The 24,973-nt window shown below is 64.9% G+C and carries 24 protein-coding genes and 1 tRNA gene; 13 read left to right on the top strand and 12 right to left on the bottom strand.

All coding sequences use genetic code 11. From position 1 onward, the window contains the following. Window positions 1–58: 58 nt before the first annotated feature. The 4 genes from ACVILL_RS15265 to ACVILL_RS15250 all read right to left on the bottom strand — a co-directional run bounded on the left by ACVILL_RS15265 (window position 59) and on the right by ACVILL_RS15250 (window position 4,257). A complete protein-coding gene (locus tag ACVILL_RS15265; RefSeq protein ID WP_456729799.1) occupies window positions 59–886 on the bottom strand; it encodes an ABC transporter permease in 828 nt (275 codons plus the stop codon). Continuing rightward, window positions 879–1,652: an ABC transporter ATP-binding protein gene (locus ACVILL_RS15260; protein WP_456729798.1), complete on the bottom strand. Its 774-nt coding sequence runs from the start codon at window positions 1,650–1,652 to the stop codon at window positions 879–881. Before ACVILL_RS15260 ends, ACVILL_RS15265 begins: the two co-directional genes overlap by 8 nt. A gap of 129 nt (window positions 1,653–1,781) precedes the next feature. Then, window positions 1,782–2,786, bottom strand: coding sequence for an ABC transporter substrate-binding protein (locus tag ACVILL_RS15255; RefSeq protein ID WP_456729797.1), 1,005 nt, complete (start codon window positions 2,784–2,786; stop codon window positions 1,782–1,784). 109 nt (window positions 2,787–2,895) lie between these two features. Continuing rightward, window positions 2,896–4,257, bottom strand: a complete 1,362-nt coding sequence (locus ACVILL_RS15250; protein ID WP_456729796.1) for an FAD-dependent oxidoreductase — start codon at window positions 4,255–4,257, stop codon at window positions 2,896–2,898. A gap of 116 nt (window positions 4,258–4,373) precedes the next feature. Here ACVILL_RS15250 and ACVILL_RS15245 point away from each other — a divergent pair, with 116 nt between their 5' ends. Both ACVILL_RS15245 and ACVILL_RS15240 read left to right on the top strand, forming a co-directional pair. Further along, window positions 4,374–5,258: a LysR family transcriptional regulator gene (locus tag ACVILL_RS15245; RefSeq protein ID WP_456729795.1), complete on the top strand. Its 885-nt coding sequence runs from the start codon at window positions 4,374–4,376 to the stop codon at window positions 5,256–5,258. Window positions 5,259–5,319: 61 nt separating this feature from the next. After that, window positions 5,320–5,583: a hypothetical protein gene (locus ACVILL_RS15240; protein ID WP_456729794.1), complete on the top strand. Its 264-nt coding sequence runs from the start codon at window positions 5,320–5,322 to the stop codon at window positions 5,581–5,583. A 13-nt stretch (window positions 5,584–5,596) separates the two neighbouring features. Here the strand turns inward: ACVILL_RS15240 and ACVILL_RS15235 are convergent, their stop codons facing one another. Then, window positions 5,597–6,394: an enoyl-CoA hydratase-related protein gene (locus ACVILL_RS15235; protein WP_456729793.1), complete on the bottom strand. Its 798-nt coding sequence runs from the start codon at window positions 6,392–6,394 to the stop codon at window positions 5,597–5,599. A 167-nt stretch (window positions 6,395–6,561) separates the two neighbouring features. On the opposite strand from ACVILL_RS15235, the gene ACVILL_RS15230 reads away from it, so the two are divergent. Together ACVILL_RS15230 and ACVILL_RS15225 are read left to right on the top strand one after the other, a co-directional pair. Then, entirely contained in the window at window positions 6,562–7,536 is a 975-nt protein-coding gene (locus ACVILL_RS15230) for a ketopantoate reductase family protein (RefSeq protein WP_456729792.1), read from the top strand. A 40-nt stretch (window positions 7,537–7,576) separates the two neighbouring features. Further along, window positions 7,577–8,359 (top strand): SDR family oxidoreductase, encoded by a 783-nt coding sequence (locus ACVILL_RS15225; protein ID WP_456729791.1) that lies wholly within the window; start codon window positions 7,577–7,579, stop codon window positions 8,357–8,359. 139 nt (window positions 8,360–8,498) lie between these two features. On the opposite strand, the gene ACVILL_RS15220 is transcribed toward ACVILL_RS15225, so the two are convergent. Beyond that, entirely contained in the window at window positions 8,499–9,182 is a 684-nt protein-coding gene (locus ACVILL_RS15220; RefSeq protein WP_456729790.1) for an alpha/beta hydrolase family protein, read from the bottom strand. Window positions 9,183–9,428: 246 nt separating this feature from the next. On the opposite strand from ACVILL_RS15220, the gene ACVILL_RS15215 reads away from it, so the two are divergent. After that, window positions 9,429–11,264: a di-heme-cytochrome C peroxidase gene (locus ACVILL_RS15215; protein WP_456729789.1), complete on the top strand. Its 1,836-nt coding sequence runs from the start codon at window positions 9,429–9,431 to the stop codon at window positions 11,262–11,264. A gap of 95 nt (window positions 11,265–11,359) precedes the next feature. Here ACVILL_RS15215 and ACVILL_RS15210 read toward each other — a convergent pair whose 3' ends face one another. Beyond that, on the bottom strand, window positions 11,360–12,892 hold the full coding sequence (locus ACVILL_RS15210; RefSeq protein ID WP_456729788.1) for an aspartate ammonia-lyase: 1,533 nt from the start codon (window positions 12,890–12,892) through the stop codon (window positions 11,360–11,362). Between the two features lie 396 nt (window positions 12,893–13,288). Here ACVILL_RS15210 and ACVILL_RS15205 point away from each other — a divergent pair, with 396 nt between their 5' ends. Continuing rightward, window positions 13,289–13,927, top strand: a complete 639-nt coding sequence (locus ACVILL_RS15205; protein WP_456729787.1) for a hypothetical protein — start codon at window positions 13,289–13,291, stop codon at window positions 13,925–13,927. Between the two features lie 222 nt (window positions 13,928–14,149). Here the strand turns inward: ACVILL_RS15205 and ACVILL_RS15200 are convergent, their stop codons facing one another. Both ACVILL_RS15200 and ACVILL_RS15195 read right to left on the bottom strand, forming a co-directional pair. Then, window positions 14,150–14,989 carry a tetratricopeptide repeat protein gene (locus ACVILL_RS15200; RefSeq protein ID WP_456729786.1) on the bottom strand — a complete coding sequence of 280 codons (840 nt, stop codon included), beginning with the start codon at window positions 14,987–14,989 and terminating at the stop codon, window positions 14,150–14,152. 374 nt (window positions 14,990–15,363) lie between these two features. Beyond that, window positions 15,364–15,720 (bottom strand): hypothetical protein, encoded by a 357-nt coding sequence (locus ACVILL_RS15195; RefSeq protein WP_456729785.1) that lies wholly within the window; start codon window positions 15,718–15,720, stop codon window positions 15,364–15,366. A gap of 464 nt (window positions 15,721–16,184) precedes the next feature. On the opposite strand from ACVILL_RS15195, the gene ACVILL_RS15190 reads away from it, so the two are divergent. The 3 genes from ACVILL_RS15190 (at window position 16,185) to ACVILL_RS15180 (ending at window position 17,604) form a co-directional block, all read left to right on the top strand. Continuing rightward, window positions 16,185–16,400: a hypothetical protein gene (locus tag ACVILL_RS15190; RefSeq protein ID WP_456729784.1), complete on the top strand. Its 216-nt coding sequence runs from the start codon at window positions 16,185–16,187 to the stop codon at window positions 16,398–16,400. Then, window positions 16,397–17,149, top strand: a complete 753-nt coding sequence (locus tag ACVILL_RS15185) for an SDR family oxidoreductase (RefSeq protein ID WP_456729783.1) — start codon at window positions 16,397–16,399, stop codon at window positions 17,147–17,149. Before ACVILL_RS15190 ends, ACVILL_RS15185 begins: the two co-directional genes overlap by 4 nt. A gap of 65 nt (window positions 17,150–17,214) precedes the next feature. Continuing rightward, entirely contained in the window at window positions 17,215–17,604 is a 390-nt protein-coding gene (locus ACVILL_RS15180; protein ID WP_456729782.1) for a cupin domain-containing protein, read from the top strand. A gap of 151 nt (window positions 17,605–17,755) precedes the next feature. On the opposite strand, the gene ACVILL_RS15175 is transcribed toward ACVILL_RS15180, so the two are convergent. After that, the gene (locus ACVILL_RS15175) at window positions 17,756–18,205 is read right to left on the bottom strand and encodes a MarR family winged helix-turn-helix transcriptional regulator (RefSeq protein WP_456734268.1); all 450 of its coding nucleotides are present in this window, start codon (window positions 18,203–18,205) and stop codon (window positions 17,756–17,758) included. A gap of 110 nt (window positions 18,206–18,315) precedes the next feature. Between ACVILL_RS15175 and ACVILL_RS15170 the strand changes: the two genes are divergently transcribed. Beyond that, a complete protein-coding gene (locus ACVILL_RS15170; RefSeq protein ID WP_456729781.1) occupies window positions 18,316–20,220 on the top strand; it encodes an FAD-binding monooxygenase in 1,905 nt (634 codons plus the stop codon). Window positions 20,221–20,352: 132 nt separating this feature from the next. Here the strand turns inward: ACVILL_RS15170 and ACVILL_RS15165 are convergent. Both ACVILL_RS15165 and ACVILL_RS15160 read right to left on the bottom strand, forming a co-directional pair. Further along, window positions 20,353–20,429 (bottom strand) — tRNA-Arg (locus tag ACVILL_RS15165). Between the two features lie 118 nt (window positions 20,430–20,547). Further along, a complete protein-coding gene (locus ACVILL_RS15160; protein WP_456729780.1) occupies window positions 20,548–22,053 on the bottom strand; it encodes a flavin-containing monooxygenase in 1,506 nt (501 codons plus the stop codon). Window positions 22,054–22,152: 99 nt separating this feature from the next. On the opposite strand from ACVILL_RS15160, the gene ACVILL_RS15155 reads away from it, so the two are divergent. The 3 genes from ACVILL_RS15155 to ACVILL_RS15145 all read left to right on the top strand — a co-directional run bounded on the left by ACVILL_RS15155 (window position 22,153) and on the right by ACVILL_RS15145 (window position 24,964). Continuing rightward, window positions 22,153–22,800 (top strand): TetR/AcrR family transcriptional regulator, encoded by a 648-nt coding sequence (locus ACVILL_RS15155; RefSeq protein WP_456729779.1) that lies wholly within the window; start codon window positions 22,153–22,155, stop codon window positions 22,798–22,800. A 195-nt stretch (window positions 22,801–22,995) separates the two neighbouring features. After that, complete coding sequence (locus ACVILL_RS15150; protein ID WP_456729778.1) at window positions 22,996–24,093, top strand: helix-turn-helix transcriptional regulator; 1,098 nt, start codon at window positions 22,996–22,998, stop codon at window positions 24,091–24,093. Window positions 24,094–24,310: 217 nt separating this feature from the next. Then, on the top strand, window positions 24,311–24,964 hold the full coding sequence (locus ACVILL_RS15145; RefSeq protein ID WP_456729777.1) for a hypothetical protein: 654 nt from the start codon (window positions 24,311–24,313) through the stop codon (window positions 24,962–24,964). The last annotated feature ends 9 nt before the right edge of the window (window positions 24,965–24,973 follow it).

Raw genomic sequence — 24,973 nt, 5'->3', positions numbered from 1 at the left:
TGGTTATGGGTCCCGGCCTGCGCCGGGACGACGTGGGGGTGTGGCCGGCAGCGTGCCCTCACCGCCAATGCAGCAACCGCGTCTCGAGCAGGTTGATCAGCTTCCCGACCGCAAGCCCGAACAGCGACAGGATCACGACGCCGGCGAGCAGCTGGTCGGTCTGCATCAGGTTGCCGGCCTGCAGCACGAACGCGCCGATGCCGTATTGCGCGCCGATCATCTCGGCGCTGACGACGAGCAGCAGCGCGACCGACGCGGTGATGCGGAAGCCGGCGAGGATCGAGGGCAGCGCGCCCGGCCAGATCACACGGCGCACGATGGCGTGGAACGGCACGTTGAAGCTCTGCGCCATCCGGATCAGATTGCGCGGCACCGCATCGACGCCGCTATAGACCGAGATCGCGGTCGAGAAGAACACCCCGAGCGCAATGGTCGCGATCTTCGGCTCCTCGCCGATCCCGAGCCAGAGGATGAGCAACGGCAGCAGCGCGATCTTCGGGATCGGGAACAGCGCCGAGATGAAGGTGATGCCGACGCCGCGCGCCATGGTCGACAGCCCGATCGCGAAGCCGACGATGACGCCGGCGACGGTGCCGATGAACCAGCCGGTGCCGATCCGCATGATCGACCACGAGAGATGCTGCCACAGCGCGCCCGACATCGCGAGCTTGCTGATCGCAACCGCGATCGCCGATGGCGCCGGCAGGAACAGCGGATTGACCCACCCTGCGCTGCCGGCGATTTGCCAGACCGCGATCACGAGCGCGAGCGCGATCCAGCCTGAATAACGGCTGCCGCCTGGCGTGAAGCCGGCGCCACGAAACGCGACCGGCCGCGTCGCCTCCGCCGATCGGTCGTTCGTCTCCGGCGCCGCGCGATCAAGCATGCTGGACCTCGCGCTCGGCATCGATCGCCTCTTTCCGGATCAGTGACCACAACTCACTTTGCAGCGCAGCCATCTGTCCGCGTGCCTCCGTCGTGCCACGCTCGGCGCGCGTCATCGGGATGGTCACGATCTCCCTGATGCGGCCGGGACGGCGCGACAGCACGACGACGCGGTCGGCGAGCCGCACCGCTTCCTCGAGATTATGCGTGACATAGACCGCGCTCATCGCGCCGTCGGCGAGCAGGCGCACGAAATCCTCCATCAGGAGCTCGCGGGTCTGCGAATCCAGCGCCGACAGCGGCTCGTCCATCAGCAGGATCGCCGGACGCACCGCAAGCGCGCGCGCAATGCCGACCCGCTGGCGCATGCCGCCGGACAGCTGCTTCGGGTAGGCGGAGCGGAAATCCGCTAAGCCGGTGCGGCGCAGCGCGTCGTCGATCACGGCGCGGCGCTCGCCAGCGCTCAAGCCCGTGTGCAGCAGCGGAAACGCGACGTTCTCCTCGACCGTGTTCCACGGCAGCAATGCAAAATCCTGGAATACGAAGGTCAGCGGATTGAGGCTGCCCGACGGCGCCGCGCCGCGCAACTCGGCCGCGCCTCGGCCCGGCCGCAGCAGCCCGCCGAGAATCGACAGCAGCGTGCTCTTGCCGCAACCGGACGGACCGACGATCGCGACGATCTCGCCGGCGCGGACCGTGAAGGAGACATCGTCGAGCACGTCGAGCGCGCCGAACCGATGGCTGATATGGTCGGCGATCAGGTCCATGTTTTGCTCAACTCACCGTAGAATGCGTCATTGCGAGGAGCGAAGCGACGAAGCAATCCATACATCCGCGCACACGGCACGATGGATTGCTTCGCTTCGCTCGCAATGACGTCCCGTCACACATCGACATCAATCCGCCTTCACATAGTCTTTGGCGATGATCGCACTGGCGTCAAAACCCTTGTCGACGAAGCCCTGCTCCTGCAGCCATTTGATCTGGTTGTCGACGTTCTTGACGTCGAGCTTGCCGTCGGGATCGACATAGGCGCAATTGCCAACCACGTGCTCGACCGGCAGGTTGGTGTATTTGGCGATGATCTCGAGCAGCGGTTTTGTCTTGTCGGTGATCGGCACCACGCCGTCCTTGATCGCACTGAGGACCACGTCGTGATATTCGCGGTCGGCCCGGGTCAGCGCGGTGAGCAGCCTGGTCACCCGTCGGGCGTTGGTCAGCGTCTTCGGCGAGGCGAAGATGGCGCCCAGCTGCCATGGCGTCTCGTCGCCGACCCAGCCCAAAAATTTAGCGCCGTTGGAATCCATCAGCGTCCGCGCGGTGGAGACCGGCAACAGCGCGGCGTCAACGGTTTCGCCCTTCAGCGCCGCGGCCGCGTTCGACAGCGACTGCAGCGGCACGATTTTCACGTCGGACAGCTTGAAGCCGTATTTGTCGGCGAGCAGGCCGAGCGAATAATGGAAGCTGGAGCCGACCTGGGTCACCGCGACGCGCTTGCCGGCGAGGTCCTTCGGCGTCTTGAGGCCGGCGGCATAGGCATTGTTGCTGGCGAAATAGCCGATCAGGGGATAGCCGGCCTTCTCGCGGCTCATGCCGCCGATCACCTTCAGCGTGCCCTTGCCGGCGAGATTATAGAGCCCCGCGGTGAAGGCGGTGATGCCGAAATCGACATCGCCCGACGTGGTCGCGACCGCGATCGGCTGCGCCGCGTCGAAGAACTTCAGCTCGACATCGAGACCGGCGTCGCGGAAATAGCCCCTGTCCTGGGCGATGAACACCGGCGCCGACGACGAGAGGCGCAACACGCCGATCTTCGCCTTCAGGAGATCATCGGCCTGCGCGATGCCGCTCGCGGCCCACACCAAGAGACCCGCGAGTGCGAGCCGCGCCCAACCCTTCATTGCCATCTCCACCTGGAGCGCGTTCCGGTCAAATCGGAACTGGGCTCTCGATTCCTGCTTTGACGCGCTTTCTTCACGTGAACCGGGATCCACTTCGCTTGAAAACGCTCTAGATACCTTCGGGCACGGCCTGATCGCGGCCAATGAACGCGCCCTGCTTGCCAAGCTGTTGTTGCAACTTTTCGACGGAAATGTCGCGCGGAATCGTGTTGCCCGACAGCGCCAGCGCGGCCGCGGTTCCCGCCGCCTCGCCCATCACAAAACAGGCACCGGAGACACGCGCCGCCGATTGCCCCTCATGGGTCATCGAGGCGCAGCGGCCGGCGACCAGCAGATTGTCGACGCCTTCGGGTACCAGCATGCGGTACGGCAATTCGTTGTAACCGCGGCTCTCCGGGATCGGCGGAAACTCGAAGATCACATCGCCCGGCACGTGCGATTCCTTCGGCCAGCCATTGACGCCGATCGAGTCCTCGAACGAGGCGCAGCCCAGCACGTCCTCGCCGGACAGCATGTAACCGCCGATCACCCGCCGCGTCTCGCGGATGCCGAGCTGCGGCGGCAGATCGACGATGTAGGAATTTTCGAAGCCCGGCACCGTGCGCAGGAACTTGAACGCCTCGACCGCCTGGCGGCGACCCTCGATCTCGCCGCGCGTCATGTCATCGGGATCAATACCGGAAATGGCGCTGCCGTCACTGCGCGTCACCTGGGTGAAATTCACCCGCCATTCGATCTGCGATTTCTGCGGCCGCACAATCGCCGACTTGCGCGGGAATTTGTGGGTGCCGGCCGCCTCGGCCTGCGCCATCCGCTCGGGGATCGTGCGCCAGGCATCGCCGGCCTTCGCCGGATCGATGCCGTTCAGGCGGAACATCATCGAGGGATAGAGCATGCCGCCGGCATTGTCGCCGACCTCATGGGGCGCGCCGGCCCACACCGCGAGGTCGCCGTCACCGGAGCAGTCGATGAAGATGCCACCGCGCACCGCCTGCCGGCCGGCCTTGGTTTCGACCATCAGCGCGCGGATATGCCTGCCATCCATGACGACTCCGGCCCCGAGCGCGTGGAACAGGATATCGACCTTGTGATGCGCCAAGAGATCGTCGGCGGCGATCTTGTAGGCCGCGGTGTCGTAGGCCTGCGCAAAGATCTTCCCGAGGATCAGATGCGGCGCGTTCAAGCCGCCGAGCCGGTCGATCCGCGCCAAGAGGTCGGAGGCGATGCCCTGCACGACCCGGTGCATCTCGCCGAAGATGTTGGCGTGCAGCCCGCAGAAATTGGTCACGCCCGCCGCGGTGCCCATGCCGCCGAGAAATCCGTAGCGCTCGATCAGGAGCGTCCGCCGTCCGGCACGTGCCGCGCCGACGGCCGCCGCGATGCCGGCCGGTCCGCCGCCGAGCACCACCACGTCATATTCGCCATAGACCGGCACCTGCCGCGCAGGTTCTTCGATCGTGCTCGCTCGCATCATTTCCGCCCTGAACAAAGTTGATTGGGCCAACTATGAATTGATGCGGATTGCAGTACAATCCACCAAATTATGTAATCAGCTTTCGCGAATCGAGAAAGCTGCGGTAGAGACAGATGGATACGCTGGTCAACCTCGAAGCCTTCCTCGCCACCGCCGACGCCGGCGGCTTCTCCGCCGCGGCGCGCAAGCTCAACGTCGCGACATCGGTCGTCGCCAAGCGCGTCACCCAGCTCGAGGAGCGGATCGGCACCGCGCTGTTCCACCGCTCCACCCGCCAGTTGCGGCTGACCGAGGCCGGGCAGCAATATGTGCACCGCGCCCGCGGTGTGGTTGCCGATGTCGGCGATCTCCTGTCGCGGATGGGCGAGAAGCAGCGCGACCTCTCCGATCATCTGCGCGTGAAGGCGCCGACCTCGCTGACGGTGGCGCGGCTCGCCGATGCCTTCACCATCTTCCAGCGGCAGAACCGAAGCGTGAAGCTCGAGATCGTCATGATCGACCGCCCGGTCGATCCGGTGACCGAAGGTTTCGACATCGCGATCGGTGCCTTCCCGCATTCCTTTGGCGGCGTCGTCGACGAGCCGCTATGCCGGCTGCCGCGCCTCGTGTGCGCCTCGCCGGCCTATCTGAAGAAGCACGGCGCACCGAAGCATCCGCGCGACCTGGTCGATCATCGCTGCCTCAGCTTCCTGCCGACCGGACCGGAATGGCCGTTCGAGGGATCACGCGGCCGGATCAATATCCAGGTGCGCCCGATCCTCTCGTCGAACGAGGGCCGCGTGCTGACGCAAAGCGCGATCGCGGGCAACGGCATTGCGCTGTTGTCGCATTATCTGGTCGCGGACGCGCTGCGCGACCGCGCGCTGCAGCCGGTGCTCGCGGACTTCCCGATTCCTGAACTGTGGGTGAAGGCCGCCGTTCCCGAACGCCGTGTCGATGCCGCCGCGGTGCAGGCACTGCTGAAGACATTGAAAAAGTCGCTGGCGCAATCGCTGTGATGCGACGGCAGCCTTGCCCCGCGCCCGCCGACCTGAGACAAGGACGCGAAAGGATCGCCGCTTGAAACTCCTGATCTCAATGTCGCTTGGCCTCATCATCACCGCCGGGCCCGCCGCCGCGATCGAGACCTGCCGCTTCATCGAGGCCAAGGCGGAACGCGAGGCCTGCTACCATCGGCAGGAGGAGGAGTTGGCGGCCCGGCGCAAGCCCGAACCGCCGGTCACCCGGTCGAGCGAATCGAAGACGTTCGATTCGCTGCAGCCGATGCGGCGTGACGACGAAGAGGTCTATCGCAGCATGCGCGGCATCTGTCGCGGCTGCTGAGCGGAGCGCGGGCCTACGCGCCGCCGCCCCACCGGCCCACACGCTTCTCGGCAAAGGACGCCAGCCCTTCGGCCGCCTCGGCGGTCTGCCGCTTGGCGGAATGCAGATGGACCAGGCGCTTGTAGGCCTCATCGTCCACGGCCATGCCGCCGAACGAGCTTTCCATCGCGAGCTTCTTGGTCTCGGCCATCGCGTCCGGCGCATTGCCGAGCAGCTGCTCGACGACCTTGGCGCCGGCGCTTTCGAGAGCGGCTGATGGCACCACCTCATGGACCAGACCGATGCGGCGCGCATCCTCGGCGCCGAAACGTTCGCCGGTCAGCGCATAGCGCCGCACCTGACGGACGCCGATGGCGTCGCAGAGCTGCGGGATGATGATCGCCGCCGTCAGGCCCCAGCGCACCTCGGTGATCGAGAACAGCGCGTTGTCGGCCGCGATCACGATATCGCAGGCCGAGATCACCCCGGTGCCGCCGCCGAAGCAGCCGCCCTGCACCAGCGCCACGGTCGGGACCGGCAGCGTGTTGAGGCACTGCACCGCCTCGAAGGTGGCGCGCGACGCCGCTTCATTCTCTTCGAAGGATTTCGGCCGCACGCCGTTGATCCATTTCAAATCGGCACCGGCCTGGAAATGCTTGCCATTGCCGTTCAGCACGACGACGCGCACCGGCTTGGTCGAGAGATCGTCGATCGCGGCCAGCACGCCCGCAATCAGCGCGCCGTCATAGGCATTGTTGACCTCGGGTCTGTTCAGCGTGACGGTCGCGACCCCGCGCGCATCGAGGCTCCACAGGACTGGGCTGGCCGACATGACGTATCTCCCTCGTTCGGCATTGCTGTTGCCTGCACTATGGCGAGAGGAACTGGCTTGATCCATCACTTTCGGGCGCGCGCGGCCGCGCTTCGCGCATGACGGGTTGCGCGATGCCCTGCGCTTGTGGAAACTGACGCGGCACGTTGCAAGGACCAGTTCCACTCATGCGTATTTGCATTTTCGGCGCGGGCGCCGTCGGCAGCCATTTCGCGGTCCGCTTGGCACGCGCCGGCCACGACGTCTCCTGCGTGATGCGCGGGCCGCATCTCGACGCAGTCAGAACCTCCGGGCTGACGCTGAAGGTCGGCGACGCCAGCGTCACCGCGAAGGTGAGAGCGTCGGCCGATCCCGCCGATCTCGGGCCGCAAGACGTCCTCATCAGCACGCTGAAGGCGACCGGCATCAGTGCGCTCGCAGCCGGCCTCCCGTCGCTGCTTCAGCACGACACGTCAATCGTGTTCGCGCAGAACGGCATTCCCTGGTGGTACGGTCTCGGCCTGCCGTCGCAGCATCCCGCGATCCCCGATCTCGGTTTCCTCGATCCCGGCGGACGCTTGCGCAGCGTTACGCCGAAGGAGCGGATCATCGGCGGCGTGATCTTCTCCTCGAACGAGGTGATCGCACCCGGCGTGGTGGCGAACCTGTCGCCGGAGCGCAACCGCCTCCTGATCGGCGAATGCGACGATCGCCGGAGCGAGCGCATCGCGAGCTTGCGCGCGGCGCTCAACGACGCCGCGATCGAATCGCCCGAGGTCGCGGAGATCCGCGAAACGATCTGGTCGAAACTGCTCACCAACATGTCGATGTCGGTGCTCTGCCTGTTGACCGGACTGACCGCACGCGGCGTCCGCGACGATCCCGACATGCAGGACGTGATCCCGCGGCTGCTCGACGAGGCCAACGCGGTGGCGACGCGCTACATTCCCGCGGTCAAGCGCGTAACCCGCTCGGGGCCCGCGCCGGACCACAAGCCGTCGATCCTGCAGGACTACGAGCTCGGCCGCGCCATGGAGATCGACGTGCTGGTGCGCGCACCGGCAGCGTTCGCCCGCGCAGCCGGCATTCCGACCCCGATGCTCGACCTGATGGCCGCGCTCGCGATCCAGAAGGCGCGTGACAAGGACCTCTATCAGGGCTGACAATCCGGCCCTCCACGATAACAAGCAGGGATATCGAACCATGCAAGTCAAGGACAAGGTCTGCGTCGTCACCGGCGGCGCCAGCGGAATCGGCGAAGCGGTGGCGCGGGCCTATGCGGAGGCCGGCGCGCGCGGCGTCGTGGTCGCCGATCTCAAGACCTCGCGCGACCGGCTCGCCAGCGTCGCCGGCGATCTCGATGGGCTCGCGGTGACAGCCGATGTCGGACTCGAGGAGGACATCAAGGCGCTGATCGCCGCGGCCGAGGACAAATACGGCCCGGTCGACGTGTTCTTCTCCAATGCCGGGCTGTCGCGCAAGGGACAGGAAACCGCCTCCGACGCCGACTGGGACGTGAGCTGGCGCGTGCATGTGATGAGCCACGTGTTCGCGGCGCGCGCGCTGGTGCCCGGCATGCTCGCGCGCGGCTCCGGCTATCTGCTCAATACGGCGTCCGCGGCAGGGCTCCTGGCCTCGCTGAACTCGATGCCTTACGGCGTGACCAAGAATGCCGCGGTCGCGCTCGCCGAACATCTCGCCATCCAGTATGGCGATCGCGGCATTCGCGTCTCCGTGCTCTGTCCGCAGTCGGTGCAGACCGGGATGACCACGCCGGGTCCGAGTGCTGCGCGCGTCGACGGCGTGCTGCAGCCCGGCGAGGTCGCGCGGATGGTGATCGAGGCGATGGCCGAGGAACGCTTCCTGATTCTCTCGCATCCGCAGGTGCAGGACTACATGCAGCGCAAGGCCACCAATCGCGACCGCTGGCTGTCCGGCATGCGCCGCCTGCGCGACCGGATCTACGGCGGTGCGACGTCAGGCTGATTTTTTCGTCATTGCCTTGGCACTGAAGGCTCAAGATTCGTAGCCCGGATGGAGCGCAGCGCAATCCGGGACAGTGTCACATTTGGAAAGGCCTGCCCCGGATTTCGCTGCGCTTCATCCGGGCTACGAGGTTACGCCCTCACGAATGCTTCGCGACCCAGGCCGCGAAGGCATCGAGCACCTCGGCCATCACCTCGCGATCATTGCGGCCGGAGCGCTTGAGAACATGGAAGGAGTGGTCGGCCTCCTGCACCGGATGCAGCGTCGCACGGCTACCCAACCCCTTCACCATCGGCTCGAGCAAATCGAGCTCGGCCAACGCGTCGCGCGTGCCTTGCAGGAACAGCATCGGCACCTTGACCTCGGTGAGATGCCTGGCCCGCTCGCTGGACGGCTTGCCGGCCGGATGCAGCGGAAAGCCGAGGAACACCAGCCCGCGTACGCCTTCGAGCCGCGCCTTGGCCTGCGCCTGCGAGGTCATGCGCCCGCCGAACGATTTTCCACCGGCGAACAGCGGCAGTTCGCCGCAACGACACGCGGCCTCCGCCACCGCAGCACGCACCGTCGCTTGCGCGACGGCAGGCGGATCGGGCCGCTTGCTGCCCTTCTCCATGTAGGGAAACTGATAGCGCAGCGTCGCGATGCCGCGCTCCGCCAATCCTTCGGCGATCCCGGCCATCGACGGATGCGTCATGCCGGCACCGGCGCCATGGGCAAACACATAGGCGCTGCGGGCCTGCGCCGGGCGCAACAGCAGCGCCGACACCGTGCTGTTGTCGCCCGGGACGGTGATCGTGAGCGGTTGTGCCGTCGACGCGTTCAAGATGTCATCTCGAAGAATTGTTGCGCCGTTATTTCTAGCGGCAGGCCTTGATGCGCGCAAATGCCGCCACGGCGGGGACGCCGCAAGTGAACTGGCCCACAGCGGATCAACATTTCCGTTGGTAGACCGAGCTGCGCTACTGTAGGATGGCATACAGCACACCACACGTTTAACGCGAACCTGTTTCGGCGATTTTTAACATCTCATCCATATCACGCGCGGGTACCGCGAATTGGGGGACGGGGCATGCCTCGCAAGACGATCTTTTTCATCGGACTATTGATTGTCGCCGGCGTGCTCTACTTCAAGGACGATCTCGAGACTGTGGTGAGCGGCTTCCGCGTCAAGGCCGTGGAGTACCAGCCGCCGGCAAAGACCGTTTGGCTGGACCAGAATGTCAACGCCGAGCGGCTGCGCTGGTTCTATCACGCCGACCAGGGCACGCGGACCTTCGGCATTCCCCTGAAATGGTTCATGGCGCTTGAGCAGCCGACAGTGTGGCCGCCGTTCACCGCGGCGCCGCGGCTCAGCGAGACCAATTATCTCGGCCGCTTCGGCTTTATTCCCGACACCGTGATCCCCGGCAGTCCCGATGCGCTGCCGATCGGCTTCGCGCCGAGCACTCCGATGGCCGATGCCAACGGCGCGCCGTGGCGCAACCCGCACACGAAGGAGGACATGCTCGGGGTCGGGTTGACGTGCTCGGCCTGCCACACCGGCAGCTTCAGCTATCGCGGCACCGAGATCGTGATCGACGGCGGGCCGGCCAATACCAACCTGTTCGAATTCCAGAAGAGCGTCGGCCTGTCGCTGCTGCTGACGCGGTTCTGGCCGGGCCGCTTCTCGCGCTTTGCCGACGAGATCCTTGGCAAGGAGGCCAGCCTCGACGAGCGCATGGCGCTGCGCGGCCAGCTCGATCTCGTGCTGAAGCAATATGCCAACATCAACGCACTGGAGACCAAAGTCGCCGCCAACAGCGTCGAGGAAGGCTATGCCCGGCTCGATGCGCTGAACCGGATCGGCAACCAGGTGTTCTCGATCGGCCTCAACAATCCGAACAACTATGCCTCGCATTCGGCGCCGGTGCATTTCCCGCGGATCTGGAACGCGCCGTGGTTCAGCTGGGTGCAATATGACGGCTCGATCATGCAGCCGATGGTGCGCAATGCCGGCGAGGCGCTCGGCGTCAGCGCCGAGCTCAATCTGCTCGACGAATCCAGGGGACTTTACAAATCGAGCGCGCGGGTCGACGTGCTGCACGAGATGGAGCGGATGATCGCCGGCGAGCCGCCCAGCGAGGACAAGGGCTTTGGCGGCCTGGCGTCGCCGAAATGGCCGGAGAACATCCTGCCGCAGATCAACATGGATCTCGCGAAGAAGGGCGGCGAGCTCTACAAGACACACTGTCAGGGCTGTCACGGTCCCGCGATCAACAGCAAGGCGCTGCCGCAGAGCGAGGCCTTCGCGCTGTTCAAGGACAAGAAGCGCTGGATCAAGAACGACGCCGGCCAGCCGCTGCTCGACGTCGAGATGATTCCGATCAGCCATATCGGCACCGACAGCGCACAGGCCGAAGGCCTTGCGAACCGCACGGTCGAGACGCCGGCCAATCTGAAGATCAAGGACGGCAGCTTCGGGCCGGCGCTCGGCGAGCTCGTCGAGAAGACCGTCGACTATTGGTACGACCAGAACAAGACGCCGCCGGAGGATCGCAAGCGCATCAACGGCTACCGGCCGAACGAGATCCAGGCGCCGCTCGCCTACAAGGTCCGGCCGCTCAACGGCATCTGGGCGACCCCGCCCTATCTGCACAATGGATCGGTCCCGACCATCTACGCGCTGCTGTCGCCGGTGAAGGACCGTCCCTCGACCTTCTATCTCGGCAGCCGGGAGTACGATCCCAAGGATCTCGGCTATGTCTGGAAGGACAACATCAAGAACGCCTTCGTGCTCGACACCACCAAGCGCGGCAACAGCAATTCCGGCCACGAATTCTCCAACGAGAAGGGCAAGGGCGTGATCGGGCCGGAGCTGAAGGAAGACGAGCGCCGCGCCCTGATCGAGTTCATCAAGACGCTGTAGCGCGACGGCTCACGCAACAGTCCAAGACGTGGATGCCCCGGACGAGCCCGGGCATGACGCGTGGAGACTCTATCGCCGCCGTTCTCGCTGACGCCTCAGCTCTTCGGCACGGGCTGCCGGCGCGCCGGGCGGGTCATCGCTTCAAGCTCGAGGAGCTGGTTGAGCTGCTCGTCGGTCAAGAGCTTCTCCTCCAGCACGATGTCGGCCACCGAGCGGTTCTCCTTCAGGGCGCGGCGCGCCACGCGCGAGCTCGCTTCATAGCCGAGCGCCGGCGCCAGCGCCGTGATCAGGCCGATCGAGCCCTGCACCAGGCTGCGGCAGCGCTCACGATCGGCCTCGATGCCGTCGACGCAGCGCCTGGTCAGGGTGTCGATCGCCGCCGTCAGCATGCGGAGCGAGCTCAGCACGCAATAGCCGATGGTCGGCTCGAACGCGTTGAGCTGCAGCTGGCCGCCCTCGGCGCACAGCGTCACCGTGAGGTCGTGCCCGATCACCAGGAAGGCGACCTGGTTGACCACCTCGGGAATCACGGGATTGACCTTGCCGGGCATGATCGACGAGCCGGCCTGCACGGCCGGCAGACGGATTTCACCGATGCCGGTGCGCGGCCCCGACGACAGCAGGCGGAGATCGTTGCAGATCTTCGACACCTTCACCGCGACGCGTTTCAGCACGCCGGAGAACAGCACGAAGGCGCCGAGGTCGGAGGTCGCCTCGATCAGGTTCGAGGCCAGCACCATCGGCTGGCCCGACAGCCGCGACAATTCCTCGACCGCGAGCGCCGCATAGCGCGGGTCGGCATTGATGCCGGTGCCGATCGCGGTGGCGCCGAGATTGACCTCGCGGAACAGCGCGGAGATCTCGTTCAACCGCGCGACGTCCTCCTTCACGGTGGCGTGGAAGGCGTCGAACTCCTGGCCGAGCGTCATCGGCACCGCATCCTGAAGCTGGGTACGCCCCATCTTCAGGACGTCAGCGAACTCCACCGCCTTGCCCTTGAAGGCGTAGGCGAGATCGTCGAGCGCGCGCACCAGCGGCTGGGTGGCGAAAATCACCGCGAGCCGCAGCGCGGTCGGATAGGCGTCGTTGGTCGACTGCGCCATGTTGACGTCGTCGTTGGGATGCAGCGTGTGATAATCGCCGGGCTTTCTGCCCATCAGCCGCAGCGCGACGTTGGCGATCACCTCGTTGGCGTTCATGTTGGTCGAGGTGCCGGCGCCGCCCTGGATCGCGTCGACGACGAAGGATTCGGCATAGATCTTCTCGCTCGCAACCTGGGTGCAGGCTTTGTCGATCGCATCGGCCTTTTCCGGCGCGAGATAGCCCAGGCGCTTGTTGGCGCGGGCCGCCGCCTGCTTCACCAGCGCCAGCGCGCGGACGAATTCCGGAAAATGGCCGACCGGCACGCCGGTGATCGGGAAATTCACCACGGCGCGCTTGGTGTGGATGCCCCACAGCGCGTTGGCCGGAACGTCATCCTCGCCGAGCAGATCGTGCTCGGTGCGGGACTGCGCCTTCTCGATCGGCACGGTGCGGACGGTCGCGATCGCGAGCTCGCTCACGCCGCTGTCGCTGGAGGCCGGCGCGGCGCCTGCGGTGTTGGCGGTCTCAACCTTCGATTCGGCCATCGGTCCCTCCATTGCCTGCTGCAAATCTTGTCGTCAGCGACACCGGCCATGATGCTCCCGGCAGGCATCGAAAGCCAATCCTATCGGCAAAGTCTTGCACACCGGAGAACGGAAAGACGCGCAAGGAAGGCATTTGAGGTACGCCGGACCGGGCGCCGAGGACTTGGCCTTATCCGTCATGATAACAACAACTTATCGCTCAATATCGCGGCTCGTCCCGTGACAGGCGCGGCTGCTATCTCCGCCCCGTCATCGCGTGCTAGATCAGCATCGACTGGCGCAAGCGCGCTGCCGACATCGAACGAACCAAGGGCCAAAGCCGTGTCCAACAACAACGAAACGATAACCATCACATTCCGCTGCCCGGCGGAGCTCGAGGGCAAGATTCCAGCGCCGATGCCTGCGTCATTGGGTCTTCCCGGATGGCTCAAGGCGATGCCGACGCAGGCCTTCAACGTGATGAGCAATCGCGAGGAGGATACCGTCAAGCGCTGCCCGCCATTCGTCGACGCGATGACATCGGGTTTTCTGTTGCCCCTGGTCTGCGATCTCAAGGTCGAGAACGGCGCAATCACGTGGGACAACGACCTTCCGGCGGGGGGCGCGCTCGAATTCCCGCGCTCGCCGGTCGGATTCCATGACGAAAGCCAGGTGGCCGGCTCGCCGCTGTTCGAGCCCGACCGCTTCGTCATCAAGTTCGTCAATCTGTGGACCATCGAGGCGCCGCCCGGCTACTCGCTGTTCTTCACGCATCCGGTCAACCGGTTCGACCTGCCCTTCACTACGCTGACCGGCATGGTCGATTGTGATCTGTTTCACGACAGCTGGGTGCATTTCCCGGCACGCTGGCACGACACCAATTTCAACGGCGTGTTGCCCAAGGGCACGCCGGTTGCGCAATGCTTCCCGGTGAAGCGCGAAAACTGGGTCGCGCAGACCGCGGCGATGACGGCGGACGAAACGTCGCGCGCGCAGGAATTGTCCAACAGGATGGCCCGCGAGCCCGGCCTCTATCGCCGCCAGTTTCGGTCGTAGGCGCGCGCGAGAGCGTTGCGGGCGATGACGGTGTGGGTGGGGACAATACTCTCTCCACCTGTCGTCCCGGCGAAGGCCGGGACCCATACGCCGCAGCAGAAGTTGTTGATGGGACTCGCCGTTCCAGCATCGCACAACAAGCAGCATTGGTGATTGTGGGTCCCGGCCTTCGCCGGGACGACGGCGAGTTTGTGGCACGGCCGGTAAATGCGGCCGGATCGCCTAGCTCAGAAACTCCACAAACGCGCTGCGACGGAAGAAGAAGCGACCGTGCGATGACATGATCAGCGCGGCCGTCGTGCGGCCGATCATTTGCGGCCGGCCGCGCAACGCCAGGCGCAGATTGGCTTCACCGGCAGCGCGGTCGCCCATTTCGAGAAGACTGGCGGAGAAGCTCAGGCGCATCAGCGGGTCGTCGGGGCGCTGCGCCACCACCTGGCGGTAGAGATCCGCCGCAGCCGCATATTCGCCGTCGAGCAGCAGCACGCGCGCGAGCGCGGCCAGAATATCGGGATGCCCCGGCGCCGCCGCGCGCAGCTTCTCCAGAATCTCGCGCGCCCGGCCGCGCTCATTGCGCTGGGGCAGGAGCTGCGCGAGCAGAAGCTGAAACTCGAGGATGCCTGGCACGAGCGCAAGCGCGCTCTCGATGACGGCAACCGCCTCGTCGATGCGGCCGGCTGAATGCAATTGACCTGCCAGCGCCTGAAATGCGGGCAGGTATGGTGGCCGCCGCGCGGTGGTCCGCCGCAGCAGATCGATCGCCTCGCTGCCGCGACCGGCGCCGCCGAGCGCCGCGCCGAGCAGGGTCTCGAGGCCGGGATCCTCGACGCGACGCGTGGCGCGCTCGAGCGGCGCGATCGCCTCCTCGTTGCGGTTCTGGATTATCAGCGCCCGTGCCAGGATCGAGGCCGCGCCGACATCGTTCCGGTTTGCCTTCAAGACGTCGGCCGCCAGCCGCTCGGCTTCGACGATCTGTCCCATCTGCAATGCGACCACGGCGCGTTGCAGAACCGGGGATGGGGCGGGCCCGCGATTGGCGGAAGGAGGCGGAGGTTTCGGCATGCAGCCCGTCCTGAAATGATCTTCCGAGCCGTTATCACTGCCGCCGACAGAGCGTCCAGCGAAAGTCGCATCCGGGCACCAAGATACCGCCCGGTTCCAGCAACGCCTGCGGCGGTCAGGCGACCGACGCCGAACCACCCTCTCCCGTCCGATTTTTCGACTGCTTAACCTATTCGACCTCGCCTGAAGCGCCGCAACAGGCCCGGCGTGATGTTCGCAACTACCCTCGAAGCAATTCAATCGACCCGGTCGAAGCGAATCGCTTACGTCAGCGGAATCCTCGCGCTGCTGGCCTGTTGTTCGCAGCCTCGACGCTGGCGCTTTACCGCGGCCGGCAGGCCGCGCCGCGAACGCGCTACTTCACCGGGCCCCTGTCAATTTCGCTGCGCGGTCCAGTAGCCCGAGCAGCGCGCGGCGCCCGAATGGCCGCTCCATGTACCACGGCCGGAATTTCCGGTGAGCCTGCCCGAGCCGGAGGCGTACATTTCGTGAACGGTCACGGAAGCGCGGACCGCACCCGAGCGCGCCACGCGACCATTGAACCGCACCAGATTTGGATGCGTGACTATTCCGTTGGTGATGTTGACGGCGAAATTGTAGGCCGGATCGCATTCGCCTCGTTGCGTCACGAAAACGAGGTCCCAGGATCCGTCATAGGCCGAGCTGGCCTGCGCAACAGCGGTCAAGGCAAGACAGCCGGCAATCGTCGTCAAAAACAAGAGCGTCTTCATCGTCGTTCTCCGAGCGTCGGCAAGTGTTGGCCGTATCAGCACTGTCAGTGCGAGAGGCAAATTGGTTCGAGGGTGCAATCGTCGGTGCAAACACCAGGGCGTGAACTCACTACGTGATGAGCACGCGCCTTGGGGCGGCCCAGCCCAACGGGCGGCTAGGAAGTTCTTCCCGATCATCACTCGTCTCCATCCGTGGTTCGGTCAGGGTCATTGTCTAACCTGTCAGCTCTGTCGCTGCGCCAGAGCGATTGCCATTCCCGTCGAGCGATTGCTGCCAACGCATGCGCTTCTGCCGGTGACTGCCGATCGAATACAGCTGCACGCTTTCGAACGTCCGAGCGTGTCGTGCAGACGCAGGCATTGGCAGCAATCGCACGACGGGAACGGCAATCGCTCTGGTGCAACCGCGGGCCCGACCCGCTAGATTATCGCGGTGCCCACACCAACCCGGATGGAGAATGCAGATGATCTGGAAAGGCATCATCCCACATGGGACAGCAATGCCGGGGCTCGCTCGCAAGACGGTCGAGATCGTCTCGGACGTCGCGACCGTACAATTCTCCGGTCGAGACATGGCCGAAATTCACTCGCTGACAAGGGAACGTATCGCTCCGATGGCGGCTTGCCACGAGCGACGCAGAGGTCAAGGGCGTCTAACAGCAACGGAGATTCAATCATGAAGATCGTCGTGATCGGCGGCACCGGCCTGATCGGCTCGAAGACCGTCACCATTTTGCGCCAAGGCGGCCATGAGGTTGTGGCGGCCTCGCCTCGAAGCGGCGTCAACACCATCACCGGCGAAGGGCTCAAGGAGGCGATGGCGGGCACCCAGGTCGTGATCGACCTTGCCAATTCGCCGTCGTTTGAAGACAAGGCGGTGCTGGAATTCTTCGAGACCTCCGGCCGCAACCTGCTCGCGGCAGAGACCGCAGCGAACGTCGGTCACCATGTCGCATTGTCGATCGTCGCGACCGACCGGACAGACAACGGCTATTTCCGCGCCAAGGTCGCCCAGGAGAAATTGGTCAAGGCCTCCGGCATCCCATACACGATCGTCCGCGCGACCCAGTTCATGGAATTCCTCGGCGGCATCGCCGATTCGAGTGCGGATGGAAGCACTGTCAGGCTCCCGCCGATCCTGTTCCAGCCGATCGCTTCGGACGACGTTGCCGCCATGGTTGCCGACGTGGCACTCGCGGCACCGCGAAACGACATTGTGGAGATCGCCGGTCCGGAGCGAGCCCCATTCAACGAGATCATCGCCCGCTATCTGAAAGCGGTCGGCGACCCACGCAAGGTCGTGAGCGATCCCGAGGCCGGATACTGGGGCGGCCGGGTCGAGGAGAACTCCCTTGTGCCGTTGGGCGCAGCACGTCTCGGCCACATCGGTTTCGACGAATGGTTCCGCCGCTCACGGGCATCAGCCTGATCCAGCATCCAGGCTACGCCGGGCCCGACACGAACGGGCCCGGGCACCGAACAAAGGAGGCGACTATGAAGATCAGACCCGCTGCGTTGGCTCTGCTGTGCCTCATGACCGGCACAGCGGCGGCCCAGGAGCCCAAGGTCACGCCGCTGATGTCCAAGGATCTTCCGGAGGCTCCCGGCAAGGAAGCCCTGATGATCGCGGTCGAGCATGCGCCCGGCGGGTCGAGTGCCATCCACCGGCACAATGCACATGCACTCGTTTACGTGCTGGAGGGGTCCGTCGTGATGCAGCTGAAAGGCGGACAACCGGTGACACTGACAGCAGGGCAGAGCTTCTATGAAGGCCCGGGCGATGTTCATGTCGTCGACCGGAACGCAAGCAACACCCAGCCGGCGAAATTCCTGGTGGTCCTGATCAAGGACAAGAGCGCTCCGGCGCTCGCGCCCGCACAGTGACTGCGACACCCCGCGTCCACGTAACCGGCTGCGAGAAGCGCCTGCATCGCCAACGGCCTCGTGGCCTGCGGAGGGGCTCTTGCACGTGCGCGCGATTTCGATCAGCGGATCGCGATTCATTCCCCGCATCCGCCGTGCGCGCTTCGCATCGTTATGCCGCGGACCCCTCCCGCAACGGCGCGCGGCTGAGTTCATTGCCGGCGGCTATCGCCTTGCGCAACAAATGCATCAGGTCGGCCGCTTCCGTCTCGGTCAGGCCGCGCAGCATGCGCCGCTGCGCCGCTTCCACCGCCGGGGTGATCCTGCGCAACGTCCGGCGGCCCTCATCGGTAAGCTTCAACTCGCGTGCGCGCCGATCGCGGCTGGAAGTCTCGCGAACGACAAGGCGTTTCTGCACGAGGCGATCGATGACGCCGGTGATGGTGGTGCGATCATAGGCGATCAGGCCCGCCAGCGTGATCTGGTCGATCGCCGGGTTGGCGCTGATGGTCGCGAGCGCAGCGTATTGCACCGGCGTGAGGTCGAAGCCGGCGCTCTCGACCTCGGTGAGGAACACAGCTACCGCGATCTGCTGGAAGCGGCGGGCCAGATGTCCGGGCATCTCATTGGGGTTGCTCAACCATTTCCCTCCGGTGGGAGCAAGCGTTGACATAGTATACTGATGATCAGTATACTGATCAATAACGATCTTGATGAAGGAGGGACCATCGCATGCAATTCCATCAGAATGGCTTTGCGCCGGGCGATCCCACCATCTTCGATCCCGCGGAGCGACATCCGGCTCCCCGTGCTTCCGAACCCGTGCCGCAGGAGGTCGATGTCCTGATCGTCGGATGCGGTCCGGCAGGCCTGACACTCGCGGCACAACTCGCCGCATTCGGCGACATCAAAACCTGCATCGTCGAGCAGAAACCCGGCCGTCTCCTGGTCGGCCAGGCCGACGGCGTCGCCTGTCGCACCATGGAAATGTTCGATGCCTATGGCTTCAGCGAGCGCGTGCTGAAGGAGGCATACTGGGTCAACGAGACGAGCTTCTGGAAGCCCGACGACAGCGACAGCCGCCACATCGTCCGCAGCGGCTGGGTGCAGGATGTCGAGGACGGACTGTCCGAGTTTCCGCATGTGATCCTGAACCAGGCCCGCGTGCATGACTGCTTCCTTGATGTCATGCGTCACTCGCCTGCCAAGCTCGAGCCGCATTATTCGCGCCGCCTGCTCGATCTTCAGATCGATCCGGCCGCGCGCTTCGAGGATCATGCGGTGACCGCAAGGCTCGAGCGGATCGATCCCGAGCATCAGGGGCAGATCGAAACCGTCAGGGCCCGTCATGTGGTTGGCTGCGACGGTGCGCGCTCGACCGTGCGCAAGGCAATCGGCCGCGAATTGCACGGCGATTCCGCCAACCACGCCTGGGGCGTGATGGACGTGCTTGCGGTCACCGACTTTCCCGACATCCGCTTCAAGTCGCTGATCCAATCGGCCAGCGAAGGCAGCATCCTCATCATCCCCCGTGAGGGCGGTTACATGGTGCGGATCTATGTCGAGCTTGCCAAACTCGAGGTCGGCGAGCGTGTCGCCAACCGCCATGTCACCCCCGACGAGGTGATTGCGAAGGCGCAGCGGATTCTTGCGCCCTATACGTTGGAGGTGAAAGAGGTTGCTTGGTGGTCGGTCTACGAGATCGGCCAGCGCCTGACCGACAAGTTCGACGACGTGCCGGAGGATCAGGTCGCAAGCCGCCTGCCGCGCGTCTTCATCGCCGGCGATGCCTGCCACACCCACAGCCCGAAGGCGGGCCAGGGCATGAACGTCTCCATGCAGGACGCCTTCAATCTCGGCTGGAAGCTGGCTGCAGTTCTGCGCAAGCGATGCGCACCGCAGCTGCTGCATACTTATTCTGCGGAACGCCAGGCGGTTGCCAAGGAGCTGATCGACTTCGACCGCGAATGGGCTGCGATATTGGCCTCTGCGGAAGGAGCGGATCCCGCCAGGACCCAGAGCTATTTCGTCCAGCACGGACGCTACACTGCGGGCACGGCGGCGCAGTACCGTCAGTCAATTCTCACAGGCGAGGCGCGCTACCAGCATCTGGCCAAGGGCTTCGTGATCGGCAAGCGCTTCCACTCGGCGCCTGTGATTCGTCTTGCCGATGCCAAACCGGTTCACCTCGGCCATGTTGCCGAAGCCGACGGTCGCTGGCGCATCTACGCTTTCGCCGGCAATGGCGATCCGACCGCCGCCGACTCCGCCATCCGCCCCTTGTGCGACTTCCTCGCCGAGGGACAGCAGTCGCCGGTCCGGCGCTACACGCCTCGTGGAGCCGACATCGATGCGGTGATCGATGTCCGCGCCGTGTTCCAGCAGGCCCATCGCGAGCTCGTGCTTGAAGCCATGCCCGCCATGCTGCTGCCGAGCAAGGGACGTTACGGGCTGCGCGACTATGAAAAGATGTTCTGCCCCGATCTGAAGAGCGGCCACGACATCTTCACCATGCGCGGCATCAACCGCGAGGCCGGATCCATCGTCGTCGTGCGGCCCGATCAATATGTCGCCCATGTGCTGCCGCTCGACGCTCATGCCGAGCTCGCGGCGTTCTTCGACGGCCTCATGCTGTAGGCCGAACGACAGCAAACGCTCCGCGGAGCTCAAGCATTGGACTTGTCAGCCAAGCCATCTCGGCGAGCCGGCGCCCGGACCGCTGACGTTCCATATCTGATGGCAATTCGCGGTACGTTCCGCTCGGCAGACTGGCGATCCCGGGAAGACTCGAACTTCCGACCTACGGTTTAGGAAACCGTCGCTCTATCCGGCTGAGCTACGGGACCGCACCGCCCGCGACGAAGCATGCGGGCGCCGCCATCCCATAGCAGAGGAGGCGCGTGATCGCCAGCCCGCGCCACGCCGGGCGCGCGCAAAGTTACAATGAGTTTGCCGTGTCGCGCGTTACGCCACCTGCCGGGCCGGATTCGAGGCGGCATCCGCCGCACCGGCGCGGCGTGCCGGCAGAAACTCGATCGCCTCATCCTTCAGCGAGCCGAAGCGCAGCGTCACGATGTCGAGTGCATAGTTCTGGTACAGGCGCCACGGCCGGCGCGAGCCCTGCTTGGGGAACCGGGCGGCGGCGCGCTGGATATAGCCCGAGGAGAAATCCACCCAGGGCAGTTCGGTGACATCGGGATCGTTCCGCCGCGGCGTCACCTGCGCGTAGCCGTTCGCCTTCATGTGGTTGAGCATGCGGCAGACATATTCGCAGGTCAGGTCGCATTTCAGCGTCCATGACGCGTTGGTGTAGCCGAAGGCGGCAGCAAGGTTCGGCACGCCCGAATACATCAGCCCCTTGTAGTTCATGGTCTTCGACAGATCGACGTCAGCGCCGTCGACCTTGATCTCCAGCCCGCCGAGCACCTGCAGATCGAGGCCGGTAGCCGTCACCACGACGTCCGCATCGAGCACATTGCCGCTCTTGAGCTTGATGCCGCCGGGCGTGAAGGTTTCGATCTGGTCGGTGACGACGGACGATCCGCCGCTGCGCAGCGATCGAAAGAGATCGCCGTTCGGCACCAGGCAGAGCCGCTGGTCCCACGGATTGTAGCGCGGCGTGAAATGGGTGGCGACATCGTAATCGGGGCCGAGCGCGTGGCGTACGCCGCCGAGGATCAGCTTCTTCACGCGCTCCGGATCGCGCTTGCAGAGCCGGTAGAAATACATGCCGAACAGCACGTTCTTCCAGCGGGTGAGACCGTAGGCGAGCTTTGCCGGCAGCCGCGCCCGCAGCCAGTTGGCGACCTTGTCCTCATCCGGCCGCGCCACGACATAGGTCGGCGAACGCTGCAACATCGTGACATGGGCCGCCGTCTTGGCCATTTCCGGCACCAGCGTCACCGCGGTCGCGCCGCTGCCGATCACCACAACCTTCTTGCCGGCGTAGTCGATGTCGTCGGTCCACTTCTGCGGATGGACGACGCGGCCGGCGAAATCGGCGATGCCAGGGAAGTCGGGCGTATAGCCGTGCTCGTATTTGTAGTAGCCGCTGCACATGAACAGGAAGCTGCAGGTGAAGCGTTCGATGGTCTTCTCCGGTCCGCGCTCGACCTCGACCGTCCATTGCGAGTCGGCAGATGACCAGTCGGCGCGGACGACGCGATGGTTGAAGCGGATCTTCTTGTCGATGCCGTAGACGCGCGCGGTCTCGCGCACATAGTTCAGGATCGAGGGACCATCGGCGATCGCCTTCGGCTCGGTCCACGGCCGGAACGAATAGCCGAGCGTGTACATGTCGGAGTCGGAACGGATGCCGGGGTAGCGGAACAGGTCCCAGGTGCCGCCGATGCAATCGCGGCCTTCAAGGATGGCGTAGCTGCGGTCCGGGCAGTTGGCCTGCAAATGATAGCCGGCGCCGATACCCGACAACCCGGCGCCCACGATCAACACGTCGAAATGAGCGGACATGCCCTGACCCTCCCGTGACTGCATTGACAATGTTAGTACTGACAATGTGTATTGTCAGATAACTTGACATCTGACAATGGCTCATGTCAATAGACTTTCATGGCAAGCAGCCGGAAAGCCCGCCTCTATGGCGGTATGGACGCCGAGGAACGCCGCGCCGAGCGGCGGCTCAAGCTGATCGATGCGGCGATCGAGGTCTATGGCGAGGTCGGCTATCGCGGCGCGACGGTAAAGGCGATCTGCGAGGCTGCCGAGCTCACCGAGCGCTATTTCTACGAATCCTTTGCCAACAGCGAGGCCCTGCTGATCGCGGCCTACAACCATGTGGTCGGCCACCTCCACGAGGAGATGGCGACGGCCGCCGCAACCGGCGGCGACAACGCCGAAGCGAGGCTGCACGCCGCGCTGACGCTGTATTTCACGCGGCTGAAGCAGCACCCGAAGCCCGCGCGGGTCTTCCTGCTGGAAATCTCCGGCATCAGTCCGGCGGTCGATGCCGTCAAGCTCGACGCCTTGCGCGTCTTCAGCGACATCCTGGTGCCGCCGGCACTCGATTCGAAGCACCGCGACAAAGGCGGGACGGCCACGCTGCTCTCGAACGGCATGGTCGGCGCCGTGATCTCGATCGCGCTGCGCTGGGTGTCGAAGCAGTATCCGCAAGCGGTCGAGGACGTCGTCGCGATCGCCGCCAGCTTCTGTCGCGTGGCGCTGACCGAGGCGGATCGCCAGAGTGGTCACTCATCGTAACGGCCGGATCGGCCGGCCCTAACCGCCGATTTTCGATCATGTTTCGCCAGAGTTTGCCGGCCCGGCCTCTAGCCTGCCGCTGATTTAACTTGCATATCCGGCTCCTCGGTTTTCTTATGACCGGTACCGGGCGCAACGCGGCGCAGCCTGTTTCGCCTGACAAAACAACGCTGTTTGCATCGGCGGAGCTGAATTTTGGTCGACCTGCACAGGCTGGACGATGTGACCGCGCGGCTCGGCGACGTGGTTCTCGATCCCTCGACCTGGCCGTCCTTCATGGACGAGGTCTGCGCCGCCGTCGGCGCGACCGGGGCTGCGATGCTTCAGAGCGATATCCGCACCGAAGACATTCCGCGCACGGACTCGATCACCGAGTATTTCACCAAGACCTACTTCCCGCACAATCTTCATGTCACCGACATCCGCGCGGCCCGCGGTGTGCCGCTGATGCACGCCGGTGTCGATGTCATTACCGATGGCGATCTGTTCGGCTCCGAGGCAGAGATGCTGCGCGATCCGCTCTACGCCACGCTCGGCGAATTCGGCCTGAAATGGTTCGCCGCCATCGGCTTCCGCTCCGGCCCGGCATTGTGGGCCCTGACCATCCAGCGCACGCCCAGGGAAGGGATGTTCGACGCCGACGAGGTCAAGGCGCTGTCGCGCGTGTCGGCCCGGCTCACCGAAGCCGCGACGCTGTCCGCCGCCGTCGGCCGCTCCGCCATCGCAGGCATCACCAGCGCGCTTGACCTGATCCAGGTCGCCGCGATTGCCGTCGGCCGCTTCGGCGCCGTGATCGGCATGAACAGCCAAGCCGAGGCCTGCCTCGGCCACGACCTTGCGATCCGCAACAATCGCCTCACTTTGCTCGACCGGCAGGCCAATGCCGATCTGACCAGGCTGATCGATCAACTCGCCCACAGCTCGGACCTGCATCCGCTACCGTCGTCGCCGATCGTGGTGCGCAGGATCGACAAGCGGCCGATCGTGATTCAGATGCAACCGGTGCCGCCCGCGGCACGCTCGCCGTTCCTGGGTGCGCGCGCGATCCTGTTGATCCGCGATCTCGAAGGCAGCGCCGCATTCGACCAGGCGCTGCTGGCGACGACGTTCGAGCTGACGCCGGCGCAGGCGCGGCTTGCCACGCGGCTTGCACGCGGCGATTCGGTCGAAGCGGCCGCGCAGGAGGCCGGCGTTGCGCTTGCCACCGCGCGCAACCAGCTCAAGACCATCTTCCAGAAGACCGGCACGCATCGGCAGGCGGAACTGGTCGCATTGCTGCACCGGGCGAAGTGAACGATTCGAGGCGAATTGTTCCAGTCCTCTGCGTGCCGCTGCGATAATAATTCTTGAGATATTACAATGATATACTTTGATTATTTGGTCAGGCAAAGGGGACTGACCTGCGACTTAAAAGGGCAGGGAAATCGTCCGGTTCCAGGGTGACAAGCGTCACCAAAATGGCGACAATCCGTTCACTCTGTGTCGTTCGGGTTTGCTCGCAATGTCCGTGATGCCGTCACGATCATCGACGTTGGCTGTTGCCGTTTTTGCCGCCGCTTGCACGCTGGCGCCGGTCACTGCGCATGCGCAATGGTGGCGCAGTGCGCCGAGAGACTTCGAGGATTGCGCCGACCTCGCCGAGAAGGCGAAGACCAAGCAAGACAAGACCGCGCAACTCGCCGATTGCAACGCCAAGTTCGCCGGACGCCGCAAGCCCGGGGGCGGCTACACCTATTACGACTTCATGCAGGACCGCAGCTTCGACATCGCGGGTCCCAATCCGACGCCGGACGAGCAGAAGAAGATCGACCAGGAATATACCGTCTATCTCGAGAAGCAGCGCCGCTCGAGCATCGCCGCAGCGTTCAATGCCAAGCAACTCGAGCAGCAGGAAACGCAGCCGGTGCGGCCGTCGCAGATCCAGCAGGCGTCACTGCACAACGATCCAGTGCGCAGCGAGCCGGCAAAAGTCCCCATCCCGGTCGCGAGACCGGTCAAGCCACGCGCTGCCGTGCCGCTTCCCGAGGCGCGTCCGCGGACACGAAGCTGCGTGAAGGGCACGTTCTCCTGCGAATGGCCGCGGCTTTCCGAGGGATTGGACGGCCTGAAGAAACTGTTCACACCGGCACCGCAGCCGCCGACCAAGCTCGCGAAGCGCAACTGACGCTGCAAG

It is taken from the genome of Bradyrhizobium sp. USDA 3364 (assembly GCF_054056355.1).
The sequence above is the reverse complement of the archived record's forward strand: the minus strand, read 5'-3'. Positions and strand labels throughout refer to the sequence as shown.

Coding starts and splice junctions, on each gene's coding strand:
- ACVILL_RS15265 (WP_456729799.1), bottom strand. CDS start 886: ATGCTTGATCGCGCGGCGCCGGAGACGAACGACCGATCGGCGGAGGCG.
- ACVILL_RS15155 (WP_456729779.1), top strand. CDS start 22,153: ATGGCAAGCAGCCGGAAAGCCCGCCTCTATGGCGGTATGGACGCCGAG.
- ACVILL_RS15160 (WP_456729780.1), bottom strand. CDS start 22,053: ATGTCCGCTCATTTCGACGTGTTGATCGTGGGCGCCGGGTTGTCGGGT.
- ACVILL_RS15195 (WP_456729785.1), bottom strand. CDS start 15,720: ATGAAGACGCTCTTGTTTTTGACGACGATTGCCGGCTGTCTTGCCTTG.
- ACVILL_RS15205 (WP_456729787.1), top strand. CDS start 13,289: ATGCCTGCGTCATTGGGTCTTCCCGGATGGCTCAAGGCGATGCCGACG.
- ACVILL_RS15200 (WP_456729786.1), bottom strand. CDS start 14,989: ATGCCGAAACCTCCGCCTCCTTCCGCCAATCGCGGGCCCGCCCCATCC.
- ACVILL_RS15235 (WP_456729793.1), bottom strand. CDS start 6,394: ATGTCGGCCAGCCCAGTCCTGTGGAGCCTCGATGCGCGCGGGGTCGCG.
- ACVILL_RS15215 (WP_456729789.1), top strand. CDS start 9,429: ATGCCTCGCAAGACGATCTTTTTCATCGGACTATTGATTGTCGCCGGC.
- ACVILL_RS15225 (WP_456729791.1), top strand. CDS start 7,577: ATGCAAGTCAAGGACAAGGTCTGCGTCGTCACCGGCGGCGCCAGCGGA.
- ACVILL_RS15185 (WP_456729783.1), top strand. CDS start 16,397: ATGAAGATCGTCGTGATCGGCGGCACCGGCCTGATCGGCTCGAAGACC.
- ACVILL_RS15190 (WP_456729784.1), top strand. CDS start 16,185: ATGATCTGGAAAGGCATCATCCCACATGGGACAGCAATGCCGGGGCTC.
- ACVILL_RS15260 (WP_456729798.1), bottom strand. CDS start 1,652: ATGGACCTGATCGCCGACCATATCAGCCATCGGTTCGGCGCGCTCGAC.
- ACVILL_RS15180 (WP_456729782.1), top strand. CDS start 17,215: ATGAAGATCAGACCCGCTGCGTTGGCTCTGCTGTGCCTCATGACCGGC.
- ACVILL_RS15170 (WP_456729781.1), top strand. CDS start 18,316: ATGCAATTCCATCAGAATGGCTTTGCGCCGGGCGATCCCACCATCTTC.
- ACVILL_RS15175 (WP_456734268.1), bottom strand. CDS start 18,205: ATGCCCGGACATCTGGCCCGCCGCTTCCAGCAGATCGCGGTAGCTGTG.
- ACVILL_RS15210 (WP_456729788.1), bottom strand. CDS start 12,892: ATGGCCGAATCGAAGGTTGAGACCGCCAACACCGCAGGCGCCGCGCCG.
- ACVILL_RS15250 (WP_456729796.1), bottom strand. CDS start 4,257: ATGCGAGCGAGCACGATCGAAGAACCTGCGCGGCAGGTGCCGGTCTAT.
- ACVILL_RS15245 (WP_456729795.1), top strand. CDS start 4,374: ATGGATACGCTGGTCAACCTCGAAGCCTTCCTCGCCACCGCCGACGCC.
- ACVILL_RS15230 (WP_456729792.1), top strand. CDS start 6,562: ATGCGTATTTGCATTTTCGGCGCGGGCGCCGTCGGCAGCCATTTCGCG.
- ACVILL_RS15255 (WP_456729797.1), bottom strand. CDS start 2,786: ATGAAGGGTTGGGCGCGGCTCGCACTCGCGGGTCTCTTGGTGTGGGCC.
- ACVILL_RS15145 (WP_456729777.1), top strand. CDS start 24,311: ATGCCGTCACGATCATCGACGTTGGCTGTTGCCGTTTTTGCCGCCGCT.